This window comes from Actinoplanes sp. NPDC051513 (assembly GCF_044454685.1).
Lineage (GTDB): Bacteria > Actinomycetota > Actinomycetes > Mycobacteriales > Micromonosporaceae > Actinoplanes.
Window position 1 is genome coordinate 236,968 of record NZ_JBITDW010000001.1, and the last position, 23,796, is coordinate 260,763.

Consider the following 23,796-nt stretch of genomic DNA (forward strand, 5'->3'; position numbering starts at 1 on the left):
TCAGCGGGCGAGCTCGGTGACCCGGGACTCGCGGACGACGGTGACGCGGATCTGACCCGGGTAGGTCAGCTCCTCCTCGATCTGCTTCGCGACGTCGCGGGCGAGGACGGCGGCGCCGATGTCGTCGATGTCGTCGGGCCGCACCATGACCCGGATCTCGCGCCCGGCCTGCATCGCGAAGACCTTCTCGACGCCCACCTTTCCGGCGGCGATCTCCTCGATGCGCTCCAACCGCTTCACGTACGCCTCGAGGCTCTCCCGGCGCGCACCGGGACGACCCCCCGAGCACGCGTCGGCGGCCTGGGTGAGCACGGCCTCGATCGTCTGCGGGGGCACCTCGTTGTGATGCGCTTCGATGGCGTGCACGACGTCTTCCGATTCGCCGTACTTGCGGGCCAGATCCGCGCCGATCAGCGCGTGGCTGCCCTCGACCTCATGGGTGAGCGCCTTGCCGATGTCGTGCAGGAAGGCGGCCCGCTTCATCGACGGGACGTCGAGGCCCAGCTCGGCCGCCATGATCCCGGCGATGTGGGCGGTCTCGACGAGGTGCTTCAGCACGTTCTGCCCGTAGCTGGTGCGGTAACGCAGCCGACCGAGAAGCTTGGCCAGCTCGGGGTGGATGTCGGTGATCCCGACGTCGACCAGCGCCTCCTCGGCGGCCCGGTCGCAGAGGACCTCCACCTCGTTCTTGGCGCTGTCGTAGACCTCTTCGATGCGGTGCGGGTGAATGCGGCCGTCGAGGACCAGCTTTTCCAGCGTGAGCCGGCCGACCTCGCGGCGGACCGGATCGAAGCAGGAGAGGAGCACTGCCTCCGGGGTGTCATCGATGATCAGGTTGACGCCGGTGACCGACTCGAAGGCCCGGATGTTGCGACCCTCGCGGCCGATGATCCGGCCCTTCATCTCGTCGCTGGGCAGGTGCAGGACGCTGACCACGCTCTCCGCGGTCTGCTCGCTGGCGATCCGCTGGATGGCGTCGACCACGATCCGGCGGGCCCGGTTGTCGGCGGTGCTCTTCGCCTCGTTCTCGATGTCCCGCACCATGATCGCGGCCTCGCGCTTGGCCTGGACCTCGATGTTCTCGACGAGCTCGGCCCGGGCCGCCTCGGCGGTCAGCTTGGCTATCCGCTCCAGCTCGCGGCGCTTGCGCTCCTCGGCGTCGATCAGCTCGGACTCACGGGCGGTGAGAGCGTTCTCACGAGAGCTCAGATCGGCATCCTGGGCGGCCAGCCGGCGCTCCCGCTCGACCAGTCGCTCCACCTCTTCGGCGTGCAGCCGCTCCCGCTCGTCGATCCGGCCGGCGCGGCGCTCGACCTCGGCGGCCTGCTCCTTCGCGGTCGCGTTGAGCAGGGCGACCTCGCGCTCGCCGGAGCGGCGGGCGGCCGAGCGGACCTGCTCGGCGTCGGCCTCGGCCTGGCGGTGGGCGCGCTCCAGGATCGTGTCGGCCTCGCTGTGCGCGTCTTCGAGCACCCGGCGGGCCTCGGCGCGGGCGGCGGTGGCCTCGGCCTTGGCGGCGGCGACCTCGGCGCGTACGGATGCGGCCTTGGCGTTCGCGTCGGCGACTTTCGCCTGGGCGGCGCCGACGGCCTGGTCCTGCCGCTCCTGAGCGTCGGCACGGTCGGTCCGCATCTGGCGCAGCGCCCGGGCCCCGAGCACCAAACCGGCCACCACCAGGGCGCCGAGGACGACGATAGCCACCACCAGCACCCAGTCCAGGGCGGTCATCTCGCCGCGTCTCCCTTCGCCGCGCCGCGCGCTTCGTGCGCGCCGCGCGCCTGGCACGCGGTAGCGCGCACAGGCCGTCTGCGGGATGCCCGACCAAGGCTGGCTGAACGCAGGCTATGCCGGACCGCGGCGCGCCAATTCATGGCACGCCCGGTCTCCCGTTCTCCAGTTGTGACCCTTCGTTCGGTGACGGTGGGGATCACAAGTGATGCCGTAATGTAATGCGATCTATGTTGTGAGTGTTGCATGCGATGGTCGAACAAACCTTGTGTAACGCGAGGCTAGGTCGCGAGTGCCACTTCGGTCAAGGATCCATGATTGGGTCCGGGATGGGACTTAGGGCACAGACCCGCTTACGCGCAGCTCACGAACTTGGTGGGCATTTCAGGCGTACCGGGACCAGAGATCGCGCATCGGCTCCCAGCGCTCGCCCAGCCCATCCTTCCAGTAGGCGAGAAGGTAGGCAGCGGTGGGCGCTTGCGGGTCCTCCCACCACATCCCGGCGACCGTGCGGGTGACGCCACCCTCGGTCAACCGATATGCGTACTCAACGTAGTTGCCGCTGGTCTTCGGGGCGGTCTGGGTCACGCCCGGAGCGAGGGTGCGGGCGTCCTCGGCCTGCTTCTTGAGATCGGCGCGGGCTTTGTCGCGGTCTGCGGTGGTTTTGTACTGCACGAAGAAGGCACTCATGCCGCTCGCGGTGCAGCGGATCCTGACCGATTCGCCGTCGCCGGCGTTGGGGGTGGAGCGGGCACAGGTGGAGAGGTAGGGAAGCCAGCCCTGGGCCAGCGGCAGGAGGCTGCTGTTGGCGAACTTGGGGCGGTTGAGGCTCGCCTGGGTCTGCTCGAAGAGGCTGGGGGTGGGCTCGGGCGCTCGGGGCGGTTCGGGCTGGGGGGCCGTGGTGCGGCCCACCAGGACGCCGGTGACGCCGAAGAGGAGGAGGCCCGCCAGGAGGCCGATCAGCAGGCCGGCCAGCAGACGCGTCGGCCGGGGCGGGGGCGGGGTGGGCTCTATGCGGGGCATCGGGGTGACGGGGAGGCCGTAGGGGTCGGCGCTCGGGGCTTTGTTCACCGCCGGCGTGTAGAGGCCGGAGTCGGACAAGGCCGGATAGAGGGCACTGCTCGCCGAACGGTCTTCGGTCAGCGGGGGTGCGTAGGGGTCCCACGGGTCGTAAGGGGCGTCGCTCGCCGGGCTTACCGGCGCGGAGCGGATCGGGAGGGGATCCCAGGCGTCCAGGTCGTCATAGGGGTCCGGGGTCTCCGGCGCCGGGTGCGCTGCCTGCGGGGCTGCCGGGTGCGCTGCCTGCGGGGCTGCCGGATGCGCTGGCTGCAGGGCTGTCGGCGCGGCTGTCGGCGCGGCTGCCGGTGGGGCGTCGTCGGCTGGGGCTGGGGGCGCGGCGTCCTCGGCCGGGTCGGCCGCCCACGGGCCGCCGGGCTCCGCGGGAGCGGGGCTGCTCGGCGCGAAGTAGGGCCCGCCCGCAGCAGACAGGTGTGTCATCTGCTCGGGGTGCTCGGTCAGCGAGTCGACTCGGCCCGGTGGGCTGTCGGGGCGGGACCTCATGGCCGGCCGCTCCGCGCTGCCCGCCGACATGGAGTAGGTATTCACCGGGTGTGGGGCTGGAGCGATGTCCAGAGGCTCGTCCCACTCGGGCGGCGCGTGGGGGTCGCGCGGCGGGGCGCTCCAGGGGTTGGAGGGCCGGGCGGCCGACGGGGTGAGGTGCGGGATGGGGATGCTGGGGTGGGCGGATGACGGCGAAGCAGGCTGGTCGGCCAACGGGTCGCCACCCGCGATGCGCGCGGCGATCTGCTCGGTCGGCTCGGAACCCTCCGGGAAGGAACCGTAGCCCCGCACGTGGTTCCGCGAGTCCTCGGTCACGCCAACTCACGCTAGCAGCCAGTGGCGAATGTCGATCTCTTCAATCGACGTGCAGCTATCGCCTGCTCGCTTCCCGGCTGGTCAGTTCGGTTCGGTTGTCTCGTCGGCCACGGCGTCGGGGTCGATCTGGTCGGCGAACTCGGCCGCCCCGGCGTCGCGGGCCGCGAGGGCGTCCTTGACCGCGCGGATCGCCACACCGGCCGGGTAGCCCTTGCGAGCGAGCATGCCGACCAAGCGCCGGAACACGGCCTCGGGAGTGCCACGGGCGGTCCGCAGCTTGCGATCCACCAGCGCACGCGCCGTCGCAGCCTCGTCCTCGTCGTCGAGGGTGTCGAGCGCCTCGCCCGCCACCTCGGCGTCCACCCCACGCTGCCGGAGCTCGTTGGCCAGCGCCCGGCGCGCAAGCCCGCGCCCGTGATGCCGGCTGGAGACCCACGCCCGCGCGAACGCCGCGTCGTCGATGATCCCGACCTCGTCGTAGCGGTCGAGAACCTCGGCGATCACCTCCTCGGAGATCTCTTTACGGGCCAGCACCTTGGCCAGCTCGGCCCGCGTGCGCGGCCGGAGAGCAAGCTGCCGCAGACAGATCTCCCTCGCCCGCTCGGCCTCGGTCTGCTCCGGCCGCGCGTTGCCCTCCTGCTCACCGCGGCCCCAGCGGCCCCGGCCGCCGCGCCCTCGCCCCTCGCGCCCCAGGTCTTCGCGCCCCAGGTTCTCGCCGCGCCCTCGTCCTTCGCGCTCCCGGTCCTCGTCGCCCCCCTGCCCCGAGTCTGGACCGTCCACGTCAGTGCCGCGGCGGCCCCATCGCCCGCTCGACTTCCTGCTCAGGCCGGCCCCGGTCTCCCCCGCTGCCGAACCGGCCCCGCGCCCGCGTGATGGCTGCTCCCGGACGGCCTCGGCGTGCTGCTCGGTGGCTTCCTGTCCGGCTCTCAGCGCTCGCGCGGCCCTGGCCCAGCGGTCGCCGAAGCCTGAGTCGCGGTCGCGTAAGCCGTCGCGGGAGCCGAGGCCGTCGGGGTCGGCGGCGAAGCCCCGCTCTCCGTCAGGGCCCGAGTCGCCGCCGTCGGCGGAACCCTGATTGGCGTGGTCGGCGAAGGACTGGTCGTCGCCGAACGTCGGGTCGGTGGGGTAGCCGCCCGGCGAGGGGCGCCGGCGGCGGGCGGGAACGTTGCCGCGTTCCGCCGCGCCGCCGGGGGTCTCGTCGGGCGGGTGCTCATCGGAGGGATGGCGTGGCGGGCGGGGTGGGAGTGCGTCCCACCCGCGCCCGGACCGTGCGCCGCGCCGTCCGGCCATCTGGCGTTACCCCGATCAGAAGTCGACCGGCGGGAGCTCGGGGCCGCCGGCGGCGTCGCCGGTGGTCTGGCCCACGCCGAGCTTCTCGAGGATCTTCTTCTCGATCTCGGCGGCGACGTCGGGGTTCTCCTTGAGGAACTCCCGTGCCTTCTCCTTGCCCTGGCCGAGCTGGTCGCCGTCGTACGTGTACCAGGCGCCGGACTTGCGGATGATGTTCTGCTCGACGCCGACATCGATGAGCGAGCCCTCGCGGGAGATGCCCTTGCCGTACATGATGTCGAACTCGGCCTGCTTGAACGGGGCCGCCACCTTGTTCTTCACAACCTTGACGCGGGTGCGGTTGCCGACCACGTCGGTGCCGTCCTTGAGGCTCTCGATGCGGCGCACGTCGAGACGCACGGACGCGTAGAACTTGAGCGCGCGGCCACCGGTCGTCGTCTCGGGCGAGCCGAACATGACGCCGATCTTCTCGCGGAGCTGGTTGATGAAGATCGCGGTGGTGCCGGAATTGCTGAGGATGCCGGTGATCTTGCGGAGGGCCTGGCTCATGAGACGGGCCTGCAGGCCGACGTGGCTGTCGCCCATCTCGCCCTCGATCTCGGCGCGCGGCACGAGCGCGGCCACCGAGTCGATGACGATGACGTCGAGCGCGCCGGAACGGATCAGCATGTCGGCGATCTCGAGCGCCTGCTCACCCGTGTCGGGCTGGGAGACGAGCAGGGCGTCGGTGTCGACGCCGAGCGCCTTCGCATAGTCGGGGTCGAGCGCGTGCTCGGCGTCGATGAACGCCGCGATGCCGCCGTTGCGCTGCGCGTTGGCCACCGCGTGCAGGGCGACGGTCGTCTTGCCGCTGGCTTCCGGCCCGTAGACCTCGATGACCCGGCCGCGCGGCAGGCCGCCGACACCGAGCGCCACATCGAGGGCGATGGAGCCGGTCGGGATGACCGCGGTCTGGATGACCGGACGCTCCCCGAGCCGCATCACCGAGCCCTTGCCGAACTGCTTGTCGATCTGGGCCAACGCCAGATCGAGCGCTTTGTCTCGGTCAGGTCCTGCCACCATGTCCGCCACCCCTGTATTCGATTTCGCAGGCGTCTTCGCCGATGAGCCTCTGTTCACCACGGCTACAAGGTAGGCGGAGGGTATGACAAAAATCTGCCGCCCTGCCGCGAGCTGTGGATAACCGGGCTGCTGTGGACAATAACCGAACACTTGTACTAGATCGAGGCGACACGCCAGAACAAGCGTACGAAAATGGGTCAGCGCAGGCGGGAAGGCACCCGATCGGGGTAAGCGTCCACCACGGCTCGCCAGATAGTAGCGGTGTCGATACCGTCCGCTATTGATTGGGCGATCGTCCGGTCGCCGAGAGCCGCGAAAGATTGGTCGGCCGCGATGCTCCGCGCGTAGGTGGCGCCGAAAGCTTCGTCGAGCCGCGCCCAGAAATCCGTCAACCGCACCCCACGAGCCTACTCAGTGCTCAGTACACAGAGCCGCTCAGTACACCGCCGCCGCGGCGACCTTGAGGTCGTCGACCAGCCCGCGGTACGCCGTGTCGCGGTCGTCGGCGCGTAGCACCGCGGACGGGTGGATCGTGGCCATCGCCCGGATCTCGGCCACCGGGAAGTCCTCCGGATGCTGAGCCGAGGCCGGCCACGGCAGCAGGCGACCGCGCTGCTGGGTGACCCGGAACGACGGGCCGATCAGGGCCTTGCCCGCGGTCGCGCCGAGCAGCACCACCAGCTCCGGCTTGAGCAGCGAGAACTCGGCGACGATCCAGGGCCGGCAGGCAACGATGTGCGCCGGGCCGGGCGTCTGGTGGATGCGTCGCTTGCCGCGCAGTTCGAAACGGAAGTGCTTCACGGCGTTGGTGATGTAGAGGTCGGCCGGGTCGATTCCGGCGTCGTCGACCGCCTCGCGCAGGAGCCGGCCGGCCGGCCCGACGAACGGCAGGCCCTGCTGGTCCTCCACGTCGCCCGGCTGCTCGCCGACGAACACGATGCGCGCGTGCTCGGCGCCGCGGCCGAATACGGTCTGCGTGGCGTGTTCGTGCAGTTCGCAGCCCTCGCAGCCGGCGGCGGCCGCCTTGAGGTCCTCGATGTTCCGCGGCTGGGCCGGCACCCACTCCTGCGCGCCGACCGGCGCATCGGTCCTTGGCATCCCACCGTTTTACCCGAACGGGCACGAGCCATACACAGCGGGCACTCCCCTGACAGACCGTTCATCTCCCTGGGTCGCTACGGGACGGTCATCGGGACGGCGCGGTCAGGCCGGGTCGGCGGGCCGCGATCGCCACCGCGTCGGCCAGGGCGGGGATGGCGTCCTCGTCGAGCGGGCTGATCGTGATGCGGACGCCGGGCGGGGTGTTGATACGGAACAGGGAGCCGGGAGCGACCGCGTAACCCGCGTCGCGGAGCAGGCCGATCGCACGGGTCTCGTCGGGAACGCGTACCCATGCGTTGATGCCTGTCGCCCCCTCGGCCGTAAGCCCGCGCTCCTGGAACGCGTCACGCAAAGCCTCGCGGCGCCGGGCGTAGCCCGCGGCCGCACTGAGCACCAGGGATGTCACCTCCTCGTCGAGCCAAAGACAGACCAGCAGGCGCTGCAGCACCGTGGAGACCCAGCCCGTGCCGAGGCGCATGCGGCCGACCACACGGGCGATCGTGGTCTCGTCGCCGGCGACCACGGCGATGCGCAGGTCGGGGCCGAACGGCTTGGAGGCGGAGCGGATGAACGCCCACGCCTCGGTCACCGGGCCGAGGCAGTGCAGCGGCGCGCCGGCGAGCTCGGCGGCGTGATCGTCCTCGATCAGCAGGATTCCGCGGTGGCCGGACAGCACCTCGCGGAGCTGAGCTGCGCGGCGGGCGGAGACGGCGGCGCCGGTCGGGTTCTGCGCGCGCACGGTGACGACGAACGCGCGGGCGCCGGAGTGGAGAGCGGCGGCGAGCGAGTCGGGGTCGGGACCCTCCTGGTCGATCACGACGGGGAGGGCGCGCAGGTCGAGCGCGGCCAGCAGGTCGAGCAGGTTGGCCCAGCCGGGATCTTCGACCGCGACCGCGTCGCCCGGCCGCAGATGGGCGGTGAGCAGGCGCTCGATCGCGTCGAGGGTGCCCGAAGTGGCGGCTATCGCGGCGTTTTCCATCGGGACGCCGTCGGCGGCGAGGCGCGGTCGCGCGATGTCGATCAGCTGAGGCATCGCGATCGCGGACGCGTAGCCCTTCGGCGGGCCGCTGTCGTCGGCGATGTGGCGCAGGGCGGGGCCGATCGGGGGCAGGAGCCGCACGTCGGGCTCGCCGGAGGAAAGATCGAGCACACCATCGGGGACCGGCAGGCGCATCGCCGACCGCTCGCTCGCGATGGGCGGCCGGGAGCGGACCCGGGTGCCCTTGCGCCCGTCGGCCTCGACCACACCGCGTCGTCGCAGCTCCTGATAGGCCTTCGCCACCGTGGCGGGACTGACGCTCAGCTCGCCGGCGAGCCCGCGGATCGGCGGCAGCGGGGCGCCCCAGACGAAGTCGCCGCGGAGGACGCCCGACTCGATGCTGGCGGAAATCGAGGCGGCGCTGTCACCGCTGACCTGATACTGTGCTGACACAAGAAGGAGTCTGTACTAGCACAGGCCAGTTGGCAAGCACGAGGGAGCCGGAATGTCCGACCTCTACCCCCAGACCGACCGCACGACCGCCACCCGCTATCGCGACCGCATGGCCTACGACCGCGAGGCCGCGCACGCCATCCTCGACGAGGCGTATGACTGTTCGGTCGGGTTCGTCGTGGAGGGCGAGCCCCGAGTGCTGCCCACCCTGCATGTCCGCGTCGGCGACACCCTCTATCTGCACGGCTCGTCGGGCGGCCGCCTCGGCCTGTCGGCACGAGGCGAGGGAGTCCGGGTCTGCGTGAGCGTCACGCTGCTCGACGCCATCGTGTACGCGAGGTCGCAGGTGCACCACAGCGCCAACTACCGGTCCGTCGTCGTGCACGGCGTCGCGCGCCCGGTCAGCGACCCCGAGACGAAGCTCGCGGTGATGAGCACGCTCGCCGACAAGGTGGGCGCGGGCCGCGCCGCCGACACCCGCCCGCCCAGCAGGAAGGAACTGGCCGAGACCGCCGTGCTGGCCCTGCCGCTGGTGGAGGTCTCGGTGCGGTCCCGCGCGGCCGGGGTCATCGACGAGCCGGAAGACGTCTCCCTCCCGCAATGGGCGGGAATCCTGCCGGTGAGCCGGGCCTTCGGGCCGCCCGAGCCCGACGCCGGGGTCGCGGCCGCGCCACCCTCCTACCTCCCGGGCGGCGGGTCGCCCTGGGTCAACCCGGTGATCCTCGAGGGCCGGCACGTGCGGCTCGAGCCGCTCGCCCCCGCCCACGCCGGCGGGCTGGTCGAGGCGCTCGCCGACGAAGAGGTCTGGCGATATCTGCCGACGGTTCAGCCACGCACCCGCGACGAGATGGCCGCCTACGTGGGCGACCTGCACCGTCGCCAGTGGACCGGCTTCCAGGTTCCGTGGGCTCAGGTCGAGCCCGGCACCGGCACGGTCATCGGCATAACGAGCTATCACGACATCGATCCGGTCAACCGCTCGCTCGGCATCGGGCACACCATGGTGGGCCGGCGCTGGTGGCGCACCGGGGTGAACACCGAGGCGAAGCTGATGCTGCTGGAACACGCCTTCGAGACGCTCGGCGCCGAGAAGGTGTTCTGGTACACGGACATCCGCAACGAGCGGTCCCAGCGGGCCATCGCGCGGCTGGGCGCGACCCGGGACGGCGTGATCCGTCGGCAGCGGCTGCGGCCCGACGGCACGTGGCGTGACACGGTGCTGTTCGCCATGACGGTCGAGGAGTGGCCGGCCGCGGCCGAGCGCCTCCAGGAACGGCTGGCCGCGGGTGGGCCGTCCACCCTCGCGAACGCTTAGGGTCGACGTCGTGCTGGGCGCTCTCGGCGGCCGGGGTGGCCTCGCTGTTACGGACGTACCCGCCGCTGTTCCTGCTCATCAAGCACGCGGACGCCGCCTACCTCTTCTGGATCGGCTTCAACATCGTCCGCGGCGCGTGGCGCAAACCGCGGGCGCGAGCCGAGCCGGCCGCGTCCGGTCCGGTGCCGGGCTCGGGGGCGGCGGACGGCGAGGCGCCGGGCGACCTGCGACACCCGTTCCGGCGGGCGGCCGTGATCAGCCTGCTCAACCCCAAGGCGATTCTGTTCTTCGTGTCGTTCTTCATCCAGTTCGTGGAGCCGGGCTACGCGCATCCGGCCCTGTCGTTCCTGGTGCTGTCGTTCCTGGTGCTGGGCGCGGTGGTGCAGCTGTTCAGCTCGCTCTATCTGACGGCGCTGATCTTCGGCGGTAAGTTCCTGGCCAGCCAGTTCCGGCGCCGCCGCAAACTCGCGGCCGGCGTCACGACCGGCGTGGGCGCGCTGTTCGTCGGCTTCGGCATAAGGCTGGCCACGGCCAGCATCAGCTGACCGCGCCCAAGCGCCGGGCACGAGCGACAGCGGACGCGGGCCCGGCCGACAGCGGGCACGGCGCGGGCACGGCGCGGGCGCGGCGCGGGCGCGGCGCGGGCACGGCGCGGGCACGGCACGAGCACGGCACGAGCGCGGCGAGGGCACGGCACGAGCGCGCGGTGGCGCCCCGGGTCGATTCGGAACGCCACCGCGGGCAAACGGCTACTCCTCGCCGAAGTCGCCGTCGTCGTCTTCGAAGATCTCCTCGGCTACCTCGCCCAGGACCATGCCGCCCAGGACGCCTCCGGCGATGCCCGCGGCCATCGCGCCCGCGCCCGAGCCGCCCCGGCGGTAGTGACCGTGGTGGCCGCCGTAGCCGTGGGAGCCGTGCCCGCCGGAATAGCCGTGCCCGCCCGGGTAGCCACCGTGGGAGCCATGCCCGCCGGCGCCGCGTAGGCCCTGGTAGCGGCCCGTCGCCTCGCGGACCCAGGACTCCACCACCGCCGTCCAGTTCGTGGTGTCGGCCTCGGCGTGGGAGACGCGGAAACGGCCGTACGCGTCGTGGCCTGGCGCCAGGAAGCCGCCTCGCTTGTCGAACTCGAGGATCACCTCTACGCCCTGCGGGTCGGCGACGAAGGTGAGCTCCACCTCGTTGATCGTGCCGGCGAACTGCGGGGCGGGGTAGAACTCGATCTCCTGGTAGAACGGGAGCTGCTGGTGGACACCGTAGATGCCGCCGTGCTCCAGGTCGGCCTTGGCGAATCGGAAGCCCATCTGGGCGAGGGCGTCCAGAATCCGCTCCTGGGCGGGCAGCGGGTGCACCGCGACCTCGTCCAGGTCGCCCTTGTCCACGGCCTTCGCGACCGCCAGCTCGGTGCGCAGGCCCATGGTCATGCCGCGCAGGCGCCGGCCGTAGACGTCCGTGATGGGGGTCTCCCACGGCACGGCGAAAGAGAACGACAGGTCGCGCTGCTCGCCCGCGCGCAGCTGGAACGCGCCGGCGACCGGGACGCGGTGGAACTCGACGAAACCGTCGCCGTGCTCGTGCTCCACACGGGTCACCAGGCCGAAAACCACCTGTTCGATGGCGGCGTCGTGGTCGCCGCCGAGGATGCGGACCTGACCGTGGAGGGCCAGGCCGGGACGGGTGTTCGGGTTGGCCAGCACGGTGTCGACGGACGGTCCGCCGACGCCGAAGGCGCGCATCATCTTCTTGAAAACCACCGGGTCATTCCTCCTCGAACAAACACGGGGGTGGCAACAAATCAGGGTCTTGTGGAGACAACTATCGAAACAAGGGAGCCGAAATTGATCACGGGACCGGCACCGGGTCGGTCTCGTCGTCGAAGCGGCCCAGCACCTGCTCGAGCAGGTCCTCGAGGGCGACGAAGCCGGCCACCGCATCGTCGTCGCGGACCAGCGCCAGCTGGGCCCGGCCCGAGCGCATCGCGACCACGGCCTCGACCACCCGGTCGCCGGCCGCGAGCGTGAAGACCGGATCCATCAGGTCGGCGGCCGTGGAGCCGTGCCCGGCCGCGGTGGCCCGGACGGCCTCCCGCACGTGGACGAAACCGATCACTTCGCCCGAGGGAGACGTCACGCCCAGGCGGGAACGGCCGCCACCCATCGAGGCCAGCTCCACCTCGGCGGCCGAGACCGGCGCCGGAACGGTCACCAGCTCGGCGAACGGGAAGGCGACCTCGCGCACCGTCAGCGATTCCAGGCCGAGCACGCTGGTCAGCAGCTCGGTCTGCTCGGCCTCCAGCAGGCCCTCCTCGCGCGATCGGTCGAGGAGGATCTTCATCTCGGCGGGGCCGTGCGAGACCGCCAACTGGTCTTGCGGGCGCACCCCGAACGGCCGCAGCACCGCGTTGGCCAGCGCGTTCAGCACCCGCAACACCGGGCCCACGACGCGCGCGAACGCCCGGAACGGCACCGCCAGCAGCGTGGCCGAGCGCTCCGGATCGGTGATCGCCCACGACTTCGGCATCATCTCGCCCACGACCAGGTGCAGGAAGGTCACCACCGCCAGGGCGATCAGGAAGGCGACCGCGTGGCTCGCGAACGACGGCAGGCCGAGCGTGTGCAGCAGCGGGTCGAGCCAGTGCGCCAGCGCCGGCTCGGCCAGGGCGCCCAGGCCCAGCGAGCAGAGCGTGATGCCGAGCTGGGCGCCGGCCAGCATCAGCGGCAGCTCGCGGCTGCCGGCCAGGGCCGCCTGCGCGGCCCGGCCACCCGACGCGGCGGCCTGCTCGAGACGGTGGCGCTTGCTCGCGACCAGGCCGAACTCGGCGGCCACGAAGAACGCGTTGCCGGCGAGCAGCAGAAGAGCCCAGACGGCGTTCATCGGGACAACCTCACGGTGTGCGGGACGTGGCGGGCGACGCTCTCCACCCGTACGGAAAGGTTGTCGAGCTCGAGCGAATCGCCTGCCTTGGCCACCCGCCCGAGCCTCGCCATGACCAGGCCGGACACGGTGTCGTAGTCGTCGGAGACCGGAAGGTCGACGCCGGTCGCGTCGCTGATCTCGTCGAGCCGCCAGCGGGCGGGCACCAGCCACGAGCCGTCGTCCTGCCGGACCGGCGCAGGCTCGGGCAGATCGTCCTCGTCGCGGATCGGGCCCACCAGCTCCTCGGCGATGTCCTCGAACGTGACGATGCCGGCGAAGCCGCCGAACTCGTCGACCACACAGGCGATCTGGCTGTGGGCGGCCCGCAGGCGCTCGAGCACGTGCGGCAGGCGTAGCGACGACGGGATCAGGATGGCCTCGCGGAGCAGCGAGGACACCGGCGCCGACGAGCGCGCGGCAGGCGGCACGGAAATGATGTCCGAGATCGCGATGATGCCGAGAATCTCGTCGGACGTGGCGCCGCGCACCGGGAAGCGGGAGTGCCCGGTGGACAGCAGCGTCACCACGTCGGCGGCGGAGGCGGTCGCGGACACGAACTTGACGTCGACCCGGGGAATCATCACCTCGGCGGCGGTGCGGCCGCGGAAGTCGAGCCCGCGGTCGAGCAGCGTCGACAACTCGCCCGACAGCTGCCCACCCTCGCGGGACGAGGCAATGATCTGCGACAGATCTTCATTCGTTGCGCCCTCGGGCAGCTCCTCCACGGGCGTGATCCCGATGCGGCGGAGCAATCGCGAGGCGGCGCGGTCGAAGAGGCGGATGACCGACCCGAAGACGGCCAGATACATCAGCGTCGACCGGCTCAGCCCCTTGGCCAGCGCCTCGGGCCGGGCAATGGCCAGGTTCTTGGGCGCGAGCTCGCCGAGGACCATCTGCACGACCGTCGCCACCAGCAGGGCGAGGGCCACCGAGACGGGCATGCTCACCGCGGCCGGCACGCCGGCCACGCCGAACAGCGCGGCCAGGCCTTCGCCGAGGAACGGCTCGGCGACATATCCGACGAGCAGCGCGGTGACGGTGATGCCCAGCTGGGCGCCCGAGAGGACGAAGGAGAGACGCTCGGTGACCCTGAGAGCGCGTGCCGCGGCCCGATCGCCCTGGGCGGCCTCGTGGCGAAGGCGCCCGCGGTCGGCGGCGACATATCCGAATTCCTGGGCCACGAAATAGCCCGTGACGGCCGTGACGACCAGGACCAGCGCCAGCCCGATGAGGATCAACATGGCCGGGGGAAGCAGCAGGAGACGAAGAGCCGGGCCGAGCCCGGCTGGGTACTGCCGATCATGGGACAAGACGGTAACAATGCCGGCTGAGTGGTTGCTGTGAGCTAACTGGGTCTGTCGGTGTAGAAGGTGCTCAGGACCATGTTGATCTTGCTGAGGTCGGCCGACCAGTCGATCTCGCGGGTGGCCCAGCTGAGCGCGAAGCCGCGGCCGTTGTTCGTGAACCAGCGGGTCTGCGCGTGCAGCGCGACCCCGGCCGGGTCGCGGTACTGGTATTCCCAGTCGGCCGCCTTGTTGAGCAGCGGCCGCTTCTCGATGGAGATCTCGTGATATTCCGGCAGCGCGCCCACCGCCACCAGCCGCGACGCCTCGGTGCGGCAGGCCTTCACCGGGTCACCCAAGGGATTGCGCCCGGTGTCGAGGCTCAGCACGCGATCGCCCTGCGTATCCCTAAAACAGTACATCGTGCCAGATTTCGTATATGTCCAACCGTCCGGAACGGGGATGTGGAAGCCGGAGCCATCGGTGAAGTACGACCAACCTGGCAGAAGCCGCCAACCGTTGACGCCCGTCGCGGCGCTCCTCTGCGGCAGGCGGGGCGCCGTGGACGGGATGGTCGATGAACACGAGGCGGGCGAGAAGCCGACGGTCACAAAAGAGGGTGCGACCGCCGACGACGAGGGCCGGGCCACCGGATCGTCCTCGGCGCGGCTGAGCAGGAATCCGCCGGCCCCGATCAGCACCACGCCGGCCAGCCCCACCGCGATGAGCAGCGCGATCGGCCGCGAACGCGAGGGCTGCGGCTCGGGCGGAGCGGGCGCGGCCGGGGCCGGCGACACCGGCGCTGTCGCAACCCGTTGCGCCGGCAATGTGCGTACGGAAACCGGCGCAGCCGCCGACGCGCTCACCCGGGCGCGCCGCGGCGACGGCACGTTTCCCCCACCCGGCGCCGCGGCCACCACCATGCGCAACCGGCGCTCCACCTCGCTCGCCGTCAGGCGGGCGGCCGGATCGTGTCGCAGCAGGCCGAGTAGCACCGGCCCGAGCGTCCCGGCGCGCTCCGGCTGATCGGGCGACTCGGTCGCCAGCGCCATCAGCGTCGACATCGCGTTCTCGCGCGCATAGGGCGACCGCCCTTCGACGGCCGCGTACAGCGTCGCGCCGAGCGACCACATGTCGGATTCCACCGTGGATGCACCGTCGCGCGCCCGTTCCGGCGAGACGTACTGCGGCGAGCCCACCACCAGCCCCGGCCCGGTCACCGCGCCGTCGTCGACGAACGTGGCGAGCCCGAAATCGGTCAGCACCACGCGCCCGTCCTTGCCGATCAGCACATTGTGCGGCTTGACGTCGCGGTGCAGCACACCCGCCCGGTGCGCGGCGCTCAGCGCGTCGAGCACCGACAGCCCGATGCGGGCGGCCGCGACCGGCGAATACGGCCCGTCCTCGTTGATCACCTGGTGGAGCGACCGCGAGGGGACGTACTCCATCACGATCCAGGGCAGCCCCTCGGCGTGCACGACGTCGTAGACGCGGACCACGTGCGGGTGATTGAGCCGCCCGGCGCTGCGTGCCTCGCGCAGGGTGCGGTCGCGCAGCCGCGTCTTCTCGTCGTCGGTCATCCAGTCCGGCGGGACGAACTCCTTGACCGCGACGTCCCGGTCGAGCATCTCGTCGCGGGCCAGCCAGACCCGGCCCATGCCACCGGAGCCGACCGGCTCCAGCAGGCGATACCGACCGGCGATGAGCATGCGTCTGACCGCCATACTCCCCCCACCCGTCGACTCGCTTTCAGGATAGTCAAGCCGCCCCGACCAGCGGAACGGCGATCACCCGGCCACCGCGTAGACCACGAGGTTGTCCTTGTAGGAACGCAGCCGGTGATCGAAGACGCCGCCACACGTGATCAGCCGGAGCTGACGGTCGGGAGTGGGGCCGTACACCTCCTCGGTCGGAAACGCGCTCTTCGGGTACCACGCCGTCCGGGTGACGACGAAACTTACGACCTGACCGCCGCGCACCACGTCGATCCGGTCTCCCACGGTGAGCTCGCGCAGCCGGTAGAACACCGCCGGCCCCGCCTTCGAGTCGACATGCCCCGCGATCACAGCCGGCCCCACGTCGCCCGGAATGGTCCCGTCGGCATACCAGCCCGCACGGTCGAATCGCTTCGGCGGCTGGAGCGCGTTCTTGGTTATGCGCAGCGTCTCCAGCCCGCTGTCGAGGCCGATCGCGCCGATACGAACCCGGGTCGGCACGCCGCTGGCGACCACATCAGCGCTCCCGAAGGGATCGCCCGCCGACCGGGCGGCGTTGCCGGCGCCCTGGACCGCCTGTCCCGTAGCTGCCCATCTGCCCAAGTCAGGGCTGGTTTCTGGGTCGCGTGCCTCGGTGGTACGGGTGGCAAGAGCGACATAGGTGGTGCCGACGACAAACGCGGCCAAAGCGGCGGCCAGGGCGGGCAGCGCGGCGCGGCGTCCGAGACGTTTCAGAAAACCCCTATTTCGTACGGGTTTTCGGGGTCTATCGCCGGATTCGGCGTTTTCGTCCGTTGGAGCGGTGGTGGGTGCGGGTGCGCGGATCGGCGGCGGCTTTTCCCTGTTTCCGGCCGCCTTCTCGTTGGCTGCCCTCTCGTTGGCTGCCCTCTCGTTGGCTGCCCTCTCGTTGGCTGCCCTCTCGTTGGCTGCCCTCTCGTTGGCCAGTGCCTCGAACAGTTCCTTGACCGGCGCCTCGAACAGGACGGGCGGCGGCGGGATCGGCCGCGCCGGCGGCGGGCGCCGGGGCACGGAAAGCGCACCCGGCACCGCCGCCACGCCCACGGCGTGGACCGTCTCGTCGTCCATCCCGTCGGCCATGGCGTGAAACCTCAGGCGGCCCGGAGGCGGCGCCGGAGCACCACGACGAGACCGCCGGTGAGCACGGCCGCGACGCCCGCGAGCAGCAGCGCCATCGGCATGGGCGAGGCCGGCTGGCTGCCGCCGTCGCCGGTGGCCACGCCGCCCAGCGGGACGGTGCCCTGCCGTTCGGCGTCCACGTGCAGCTCGGGTTTCAGGCCACCGCTGGTGTCGTCCAGCACGAGCAGCGAATACACGCTGCCCGCACCGAGTGTGCACGGCAGCGTGCTGGTCTTGCCGCCGCCGGTCGGCACCACCTCGACGGTCCACTTGCCGGGGCTGACCTCCCGGTAGTCGGTGGTGGTCGCGAACTCGACGCCGCCGGCGATCTTGTTGCCGTTCGGGCTGGTGACGTCCAGGACCGGTGCCTTGACCGAGGCCTGGATGATCCGGACCTTGGACTTGCCCGGGTCGGGGAGCTTGAGGTCGTCCTCGATCACGCGCAGCCCGAGGTCGGCGAAGCGGCCCACGCCGGCCACCGTGTAGGCGGCGCCGTTCTCGACGCCGACCTGGGTGGTGAGCACCGGCGCGCTGGTCGCCGGCGCGCCGGCCTTGCGCATGGCGACCTGGTAGGTGCCCGTCGGCAGCCGCAGATAGGCCGACATGTCGCCGTAGCCGACCGCCTTGAACGTCTGCGGCTTGATCGTGTTGGAGGTGGAGCGAAGGTAGACGTCCACCGCCGGGGTGTCGGGAGAAAGGTGGGCGAGACGTACGTAGCCGTCACCGGCCGCGCGGGCGGGCGAAGCGAAGAGGGCGACGACGGCGACCGCGGCGAGAACCGTGGCGGCGCTGCCGAGGCGCCGGACATGTGGTGCGCGGATGAACACGGAGCCTCCTGTCGGGGTGGGGGCCTCTTGTGTCTCTCAGGTGCTGATCTGTATATGCCTCGCTCACCGACCCCACCATGGTCCGCTGTGTCAGTAAAGCTCGATAGACGGTCATCCCTGCGCGACTTTTTGTCGTACCCCCGAGAGAGGATGGTCGGGTGCGAGACGTGCTGGACGATTTCGGCCTGGCCACCAGGGAGTGGTTCACGGCGGCCTTCGCCGCGCCCACCGCCGCCCAGGCCGGCGCGTGGCAGGCGATCGGCGATCGCCGCAACGCGCTGGTGGTCGCCCCGACCGGCTCCGGCAAGACGCTCGCCGCGTTCCTCTGGTCGCTCGACCGGCTGGCCCACGAACCCGCGCCCAAAGATCCGAAACACCGCTGCCGCGTCCTCTACGTGAGTCCGCTCAAGGCCCTCGCGGTCGACGTCGAGCGCAACCTGCGCGCCCCGCTCACCGGCATCCGCCAGGCGTCCGGCCGGCTCGGCATCCCGCCGCCCGACATCACGGTCGGCATGCGCACGGGTGACACCCCGGCCGACGAGCGGCGCCTGTTCACCCGCACCCCGCCCGACATCCTGATCACCACGCCCGAGTCGCTGTTCCTGCTGCTCACCTCGGCCGCGCGCGAGTCGCTGCGCGGCGTCGAGACGGTGATCGTCGACGAGGTGCATGCGGTCGCCGCCACCAAGCGCGGCGCTCACCTGGCGCTGTCGCTCGAGCGGCTCGACGCGCTGCTGCCCCGCCCCGCGCAGCGCATCGGCCTGTCCGCCACGGTCCGCCCGATCGACGAGACCGCCCGCTTCCTCGGCGGCGCGCAAGACGTCACGATCGTCCAGCCGCCCAGCGCCAAGACCATCGAGGTGTCCGTCGAGGTCCCGGTCGAAGACATGACCCGCCTCGACGAGGCGCCGGAAGATGGCCTCGACGATCCCGACGGCAACCGGCGTACCCCGTCGATCTGGCCCGCGGTCGAGGAAAGGGTGCTCGACCTCATCCAGGAACACCGCTCGACGATCGTCTTCACCAACTCGCGGCGCGGCGCCGAGCGGCTCTGCGCCCGCATCAACGAGCTCGCCGCCGAGCGGGCCGGCGAGGTGCTGCCGGTCCCGGCGCGGTCGCCCGCCGAGGTCATGGCGCAGTCCGGGCAGGCCGGCGGCGCCCCGCCCGTGGTGGCCCGCGCCCACCACGGCAGCGTCTCCCGCGAGGAACGCAAACAGATCGAGGAAGCGCTGAAATCCGGCCGCCTGCCGGCCGTGGTCGCCACCTCCAGCCTCGAGCTCGGCATCGACATGGGCGCGGTCGACCTCGTCGTGCAGATCGAGGCGCCGCCCTCGGTCGCGGCGGGCCTGCAGCGCATCGGCCGGGCCGGCCACCAGGTCGGCGCGGTCTCGCGCGGCGTCGTCTTCCCCAAGCACCGCGGCGACCTGGTCTCCTGCGCCGTGGTGGCCGAGCGGATGAGCGCCGGCGCGATCGAGGAGCTGCACTACCCGCGCAACCCGCTCGACGTGCTGGCCCAGCAGATCGTGGCGATGGTCGCGCTCGACGCGTGGCAGGTCGACGAGCTGGCCGCGCTGGTGCGCCGGGCCGCGCCCTTCGGCGAGCTGCCCGAGTCGGCCCTGCACGCGGTGCTCGACATGCTCTCCGGCCGCTACCCGTCGACCGCCTTCGCCGAGCTGCGCCCGCGCCTGGTGTGGGACCGCGGCGCCGACGTGCTGACCGGCCGCCCCGGCGCGCAGCGGCTCGCCGTCACCAGCGGCGGCACCATCCCCGACCGCGGCATGTTCGGCGTGTTCCTGGCCGGCGCCGAGCGCGCGTCGCGGGTGGGCGAGCTCGACGAAGAGATGGTGTACGAGTCGCGCGTCGGCGACGTCTTCCTGCTCGGCTCGACCTCCTGGCGCATCGAGGACATCACCCCCGACCGGGTGCTGGTCTCCCCCGCGCCCGGCGCCCCGGCCCGCATGCCGTTCTGGAAGGGCGACAGCCTCGGCCGCCCGATCGAGCTGGGCCGCGCCATCGGCAAGCAGCTGCGCTCGCTGGTCAAGGCCGGCGACGAGGCGGCCACCGCCACGCTGCGCGACGCCGGGCTCGACGAGTGGGCCGCCGGCAACCTGGTGGCGTACCTCGGTGAGCAGCGCGAGGCGACCCGCCACCTGCCCGACGACCGCACGATCCTGGTCGAGCGCTTCCGCGACGAGCTCGGCGACTGGCGGATGACCGTGCACTGCGTGCTCGGCGCCCGGGTCAACGCGCCGTGGTCGCTCGCGATCGCCCGCCGCCTCTCCGAGCGGTACGGCGTGGACGGTCAGGTCATGCCCTCCGACGACGGCATCGTGGTGCGGCTGCCCGACACAGCCGAGGAACCGCCCGGCGCCGAGCTGGTGGCGTTCGACCCCGAAGAGATCGCTCAGCTGGTGGAAGAGTCGGTCGGCGCGTCGGCGCTGTTCGCGTCCCGGTTCCGGGAGTGCGCGGCCCGGTCGCTGTTGCTGCCCCGCCGCGATCCGCGCCGCCGCCAGCCGCTCTGGCAGCAGCGCCAGCGCGCCGCCCAACTACTCGACGTCGCCCGCGAGTTCGCCGACTTCCCGGTCACGCTCGAGGCGGCCCGCGAGTGCCTTCAGGACGTCTTCGACGTGCCCGGCCTGGTCGGCCTGATGCGCGAGGTGGCCGGGCGCAAGGTGCGGCTCGTCGAGGTCGAGACGCCGCGGCCGTCGCCGTTCGCCCGGTCGCTGCTCTTCGGGTACGTGGGCGCGTTCCTCTACGAGGGCGACGCGCCCCTCGCCGAGCGGCGGGCCGCGGCGCTCGCGCTCGACTCGACGCTGCTCGGCGAGCTGCTCGGCCGGGTCGACCTGCGCGAGCTGCTCGACCCCGCGGTGGTCGCCGAGACCGAGACCCAGCTCCAGTGGCTGACCAGCCGCCGGCAGCCGCGCGACGCCGAAGACGCGGCCGAGCTGCTGCGCCTGCTCGGCGACCTCTCCCCGGCCGAGCTGGCGCTGCGCGGCGTCGACGAGGCATGGCTCATCGAGCTCGAGGCGGCCCGGCGGGCGATCCGGGTGCGGGTGGCCGGCGAGGAGCGCTGGATAGGCATCGACGACGCCGGCCGCTACCGCGACGCGCTCGGCGTGGCGCTCCCGGTCGGGTTGCCCGAGGCGTACCTGTCGCCGGTGGCCGACCCGCTCGGCGACCTCGTCGCCCGCTATGCCCGCACGCACGGCCCGTTCGCGGCGGCGACCTGCGCGGCCCGGTTCGGGCTCGGCGTTTTCGTCGTCGAGCAGGCGCTCAAGCGACTCGCCGCGACCGGCCGCGTCGCGTCGGGCGAGTTCACCCCCGGCGGCGCCGGCAGCGAGTGGTGCGACAGCGAGGTGCTGCGCATGCTGCGCCGCCGGTCGCTGGCCGCGCTGCGCCGCGAGATCGAGCCGGTGCCGGCCCGGGTGCTGGCCGCGTTCCTGCCCCGCTGGCACCAGATCGGCGGCAACGCCCGCGGCATCGACGCGGTGGCCGCCTCGATCGAGCAGCTCCAGGGCATCGCGGTGCCGGCCTCGGCGTGGGAAAGGCTGGTGCTGCCGGCCCGGGTCGCCGACTACGCGCCGCCGCAGCTCGACGAGCTGTGCGCCGGCGGCGAGGTGCTCTGGGCCGGCTCGGGCTCGATCGGCGGCAACGACGGCTGGGTCACGCTGGCCTGGGCCGACAGCGCCCCGCTGCTGCTGCCGCCGCCCGACGACGAGCTCGCGCTCACCCCGTTGCACCAGCGCGTCCTCGAGGCGCTCGTCGACAGCCAGGCGCTGTTCTTCCGCAACCTCTCCGACCGCATCGGCGCCACCGACGACACCGAGCTGGCGGCCGCGGTGTGGGACCTGGTGTGGGCCGGCCACCTGACCAACGACACGCTCGCCCCGCTGCGCGCCCTGCTCGGCGGGAGCGGCGCTCACAAGGCCAAGGCCGCGCCGGCCCGCGCGCGCTACCGCCGACCCGGCCGGCCGGGCAGCCTGGGACGCCCGGCGATGCCCGCCCGCGGCGGCCCGCCCAACATGGCCGGCCGCTGGTCCCGCCTGCCCGACCGCGACCTCGACCCGACCCGCCGCGCGGCCGCCCTGGCCGACCTGCTGCTCGAGCGGCACGGCGTGGTGACCCGGGGCGCGGTGATGGCCGAGGGGGTGACCGGCGGCTTCGCGGCGGTCTATCCGGTGCTCGGCGCCCTGGAGGAGCGTGGCGCCGCCCGCCGCGGCTACTTCGTCGAGGGCTTGGGCGCGGCCCAGTTCGCGGTGCCCGGCGCGGTCGACCGGCTGCGCGCCCTGGCCGACCCCGACGAGCTGTCCCGCCGCGCGTCCCAGGCTCAGGTTCTGGCCGCCACCGACCCGGCGAACCCCTACGGCGCGGCCCTGCCGTGGCCCGACCGCATAGTCGACAGCGGCGACGGCGAGCCCACCACCCGGGCCGGCCACCGTCCGGGGCGCAAGGCGGGCGCCCTGGTCATCCAGGTGTCGGGCGACCTGGTGCTCTATGTGGAACGTGGCGGCCGCACCCTGCTGAGCTTCACCGACGACCCCGAGACATTGATCGCCGCCGGCCGGGCCCTGGCCGATGCGGTTCGCTCGGGCGCCCTCGGCCCGATGTCCGTCGAACGCGCCGACGGCGATTCGGTCCACGCCTCACCGCTGCGCGACGCTCTGACGACGGCCGGCTTCCGCGCGACACCGAGGGGGTTGCGCCTGCGCGGCTGAGAACGCGCGGGAGCGAACGTAGATTGGGCCAGTGCCTGAAACCCGGACGGTCGCCACGGCCGACCTGACCACCGCCGAGCGATCGGCGATCCGCAAGCTCCTCGACCTGGCGTTCGTCGGCAACTTCGACGACGACGACTTCGACCATGCCCTCGGCGGCCTGCACGTGCTGATCCTCGAGCGCGGCGAGCCGATCGCGCACGCCGCCGTGGTGCAGCGCCGCTTCCTGCACGCCGACCGCTCCTGGCGCGGCGGCTACGTCGAGGCCGTCGCCGTGCACCCGGGCCGGCGCGGGCAGGGCTACGCGGCGACCGTGATGACCGAGGCCGAGCGGATCGTCGACCACGGGTACGACCTGGGCGCGCTCTCCGCCGCACACGCCGGCCGCGGCCTCTACCTGCATCGGGGCTGGCTGCCCTGGCAGGGTTCGACGTTCGTGCTCGCGCCGGACGGCCTGACCCGCACCGAGGAGGACGACGACAGCACGTTCGTGCGGGTCGTCGCGGGCGGCGCCGAGCTGCGCCGCACCGGCACGCTGGCCTGCGACTGGCGGCACGGCGACGTCTGGTGACCATTCGTCGTTCCCCGTGAGTTTCCGATCACGATCCCTGTTGCGCACGGCTCGGCTCCTCGGCGCCGGCGCGGTTGCTCTTGATCCTCAAGGGATGTCGCGGCGTGGGCTGCTCATCGACGTGGCGTAGCCGCCGCACGGAGTGACCGCCGGGAGGCGTCCCGCGAGGAACGCCCCCGGCGACACCCCCATCATCGAGCGGAAGTCGCCGATCATGTGGGCCTGGTCGAAGAAGCCGGCCCGCGACGCGACCTCGGCCCACGGCCGGCTGCCGGCCAGGTCGAGCACCGTGCGCACGCGGCTGATGCGGGCGTAATGCTTGGGCGACAGGCCGACCTCGCGGGCGAAGAGATTACGCAGATGGCGCTCACTGACGCCGAGCCGATCGGCCACCTCGGACAGTCGGGCACCCGGCCGCGAGATCGCCCGCGTCGCCGTGGTCACGAGCGGATTGCCCGGTCCCGGGCGAAACCCTTCGGCCAGCCGCTCGACTGCGAGACCGATGTCGTCGCCGGCCGCCGCCATCCGCTCGGTCAACTCGCGCGCGGCGCGGCCCCACAGATCGGTCAGCGGCACGGTCCGGTCGACGAGCTCGTCGGCCGGCACGCCGAGCAGCGCGCGGGCATGACCCGGCCGAAGCCGCAACCGGATGCATACGGGCAGCGCCTTGTCCGGGTTGTAGCTGCCCCGGGTGCGCGGGCCCACCACGATGAGATCGCTGCGCCGATCGGGGGCGGTGCGGAAGGCGACCACGGTGGCCACCTCGGGCTTGTGCACGAACGTGCCCTGGCCGGCCGCCTCGATCACCTCAACCTCCACGACGCCCACGCTAGCCCGG

At 72.2% G+C, this 23,796-nt stretch carries 18 protein-coding genes; 4 read left to right on the top strand and 14 right to left on the bottom strand.

Translation table 11 applies throughout. From position 1 onward, the window contains the following. The 7 genes from rny to ACIA5D_RS01195 form a co-directional block, all read right to left on the bottom strand. Positions 1–1,725, bottom strand: coding sequence for a ribonuclease Y (rny, locus tag ACIA5D_RS01165; protein WP_396027801.1), 1,725 nt, complete (start codon positions 1,723–1,725; stop codon positions 1–3). 384 nt (positions 1,726–2,109) lie between these two features. After that, the gene (locus tag ACIA5D_RS01170; protein WP_396027802.1) at positions 2,110–3,600 is read right to left on the bottom strand and encodes a hypothetical protein; all 1,491 of its coding nucleotides are present in this window, start codon (positions 3,598–3,600) and stop codon (positions 2,110–2,112) included. An 81-nt stretch (positions 3,601–3,681) separates the two neighbouring features. Next, positions 3,682–4,380, bottom strand: coding sequence for a regulatory protein RecX (locus ACIA5D_RS01175; protein ID WP_396028557.1), 699 nt, complete (start codon positions 4,378–4,380; stop codon positions 3,682–3,684). 522 nt (positions 4,381–4,902) lie between these two features. Next, the gene (gene recA, locus ACIA5D_RS01180; protein ID WP_396027803.1) at positions 4,903–5,949 is read right to left on the bottom strand and encodes a recombinase RecA; all 1,047 of its coding nucleotides are present in this window, start codon (positions 5,947–5,949) and stop codon (positions 4,903–4,905) included. A gap of 197 nt (positions 5,950–6,146) precedes the next feature. Then, positions 6,147–6,347 (bottom strand): DUF3046 domain-containing protein, encoded by a 201-nt coding sequence (locus ACIA5D_RS01185; RefSeq protein WP_396027804.1) that lies wholly within the window; start codon positions 6,345–6,347, stop codon positions 6,147–6,149. 37 nt (positions 6,348–6,384) lie between these two features. Next, a complete protein-coding gene (locus tag ACIA5D_RS01190; RefSeq protein WP_396027805.1) occupies positions 6,385–7,047 on the bottom strand; it encodes a UdgX family uracil-DNA binding protein in 663 nt (220 codons plus the stop codon). 88 nt (positions 7,048–7,135) lie between these two features. After that, positions 7,136–8,482, bottom strand: coding sequence for an aminotransferase class I/II-fold pyridoxal phosphate-dependent enzyme (locus tag ACIA5D_RS01195; RefSeq protein WP_396027806.1), 1,347 nt, complete (start codon positions 8,480–8,482; stop codon positions 7,136–7,138). 52 nt (positions 8,483–8,534) lie between these two features. Here ACIA5D_RS01195 and ACIA5D_RS01200 point away from each other — a divergent pair, with 52 nt between their 5' ends. After that, positions 8,535–9,797, top strand: coding sequence for a bifunctional pyridoxamine 5'-phosphate oxidase family protein/GNAT family N-acetyltransferase (locus tag ACIA5D_RS01200; protein ID WP_396027807.1), 1,263 nt, complete (start codon positions 8,535–8,537; stop codon positions 9,795–9,797). Then, positions 9,725–10,342, top strand: a complete 618-nt coding sequence (leuE, locus tag ACIA5D_RS01205) for a leucine efflux protein LeuE (RefSeq protein ID WP_396027808.1) — start codon at positions 9,725–9,727, stop codon at positions 10,340–10,342. Before ACIA5D_RS01200 ends, leuE begins: the two co-directional genes overlap by 73 nt. A 204-nt stretch (positions 10,343–10,546) precedes the next feature. Here the strand turns inward: leuE and ACIA5D_RS01210 are convergent, their stop codons facing one another. From ACIA5D_RS01210 to ACIA5D_RS01235, 6 genes are all read right to left on the bottom strand, one after another. Next, complete coding sequence (locus tag ACIA5D_RS01210; RefSeq protein WP_396027809.1) at positions 10,547–11,548, bottom strand: sporulation protein; 1,002 nt, start codon at positions 11,546–11,548, stop codon at positions 10,547–10,549. Positions 11,549–11,636: 88 nt separating this feature from the next. Beyond that, on the bottom strand, positions 11,637–12,668 hold the full coding sequence (locus ACIA5D_RS01215; RefSeq protein ID WP_396027810.1) for a hemolysin family protein: 1,032 nt from the start codon (positions 12,666–12,668) through the stop codon (positions 11,637–11,639). Then, positions 12,665–13,951 carry a hemolysin family protein gene (locus tag ACIA5D_RS01220; protein WP_396028558.1) on the bottom strand — a complete coding sequence of 429 codons (1,287 nt, stop codon included), beginning with the start codon at positions 13,949–13,951 and terminating at the stop codon, positions 12,665–12,667. The genes ACIA5D_RS01215 and ACIA5D_RS01220 overlap by 4 nt, the downstream gene beginning before the upstream one ends. A 104-nt stretch (positions 13,952–14,055) precedes the next feature. Then, positions 14,056–15,702: a serine/threonine-protein kinase gene (locus ACIA5D_RS01225; protein WP_396027811.1), complete on the bottom strand. Its 1,647-nt coding sequence runs from the start codon at positions 15,700–15,702 to the stop codon at positions 14,056–14,058. Positions 15,703–15,780: 78 nt separating this feature from the next. Continuing rightward, positions 15,781–16,806: a class F sortase gene (locus ACIA5D_RS01230; protein ID WP_396027812.1), complete on the bottom strand. Its 1,026-nt coding sequence runs from the start codon at positions 16,804–16,806 to the stop codon at positions 15,781–15,783. 11 nt (positions 16,807–16,817) lie between these two features. Further along, entirely contained in the window at positions 16,818–17,672 is an 855-nt protein-coding gene (locus ACIA5D_RS01235; protein ID WP_396027813.1) for a DUF4397 domain-containing protein, read from the bottom strand. A 167-nt stretch (positions 17,673–17,839) separates the two neighbouring features. Here ACIA5D_RS01235 and ACIA5D_RS01240 point away from each other — a divergent pair, with 167 nt between their 5' ends. Together ACIA5D_RS01240 and ACIA5D_RS01245 are read left to right on the top strand one after the other, a co-directional pair. Further along, positions 17,840–22,387, top strand: coding sequence for an ATP-dependent helicase (locus ACIA5D_RS01240; protein WP_396028559.1), 4,548 nt, complete (start codon positions 17,840–17,842; stop codon positions 22,385–22,387). 22 nt (positions 22,388–22,409) lie between these two features. Next, a complete protein-coding gene (locus ACIA5D_RS01245; protein WP_396028560.1) occupies positions 22,410–22,958 on the top strand; it encodes a GNAT family N-acetyltransferase in 549 nt (182 codons plus the stop codon). Between the two features lie 87 nt (positions 22,959–23,045). Here ACIA5D_RS01245 and ACIA5D_RS01250 read toward each other — a convergent pair whose 3' ends face one another. After that, positions 23,046–23,777 carry a helix-turn-helix domain-containing protein gene (locus ACIA5D_RS01250; RefSeq protein WP_396027814.1) on the bottom strand — a complete coding sequence of 244 codons (732 nt, stop codon included), beginning with the start codon at positions 23,775–23,777 and terminating at the stop codon, positions 23,046–23,048. Positions 23,778–23,796 lie beyond the last annotated feature (19 nt).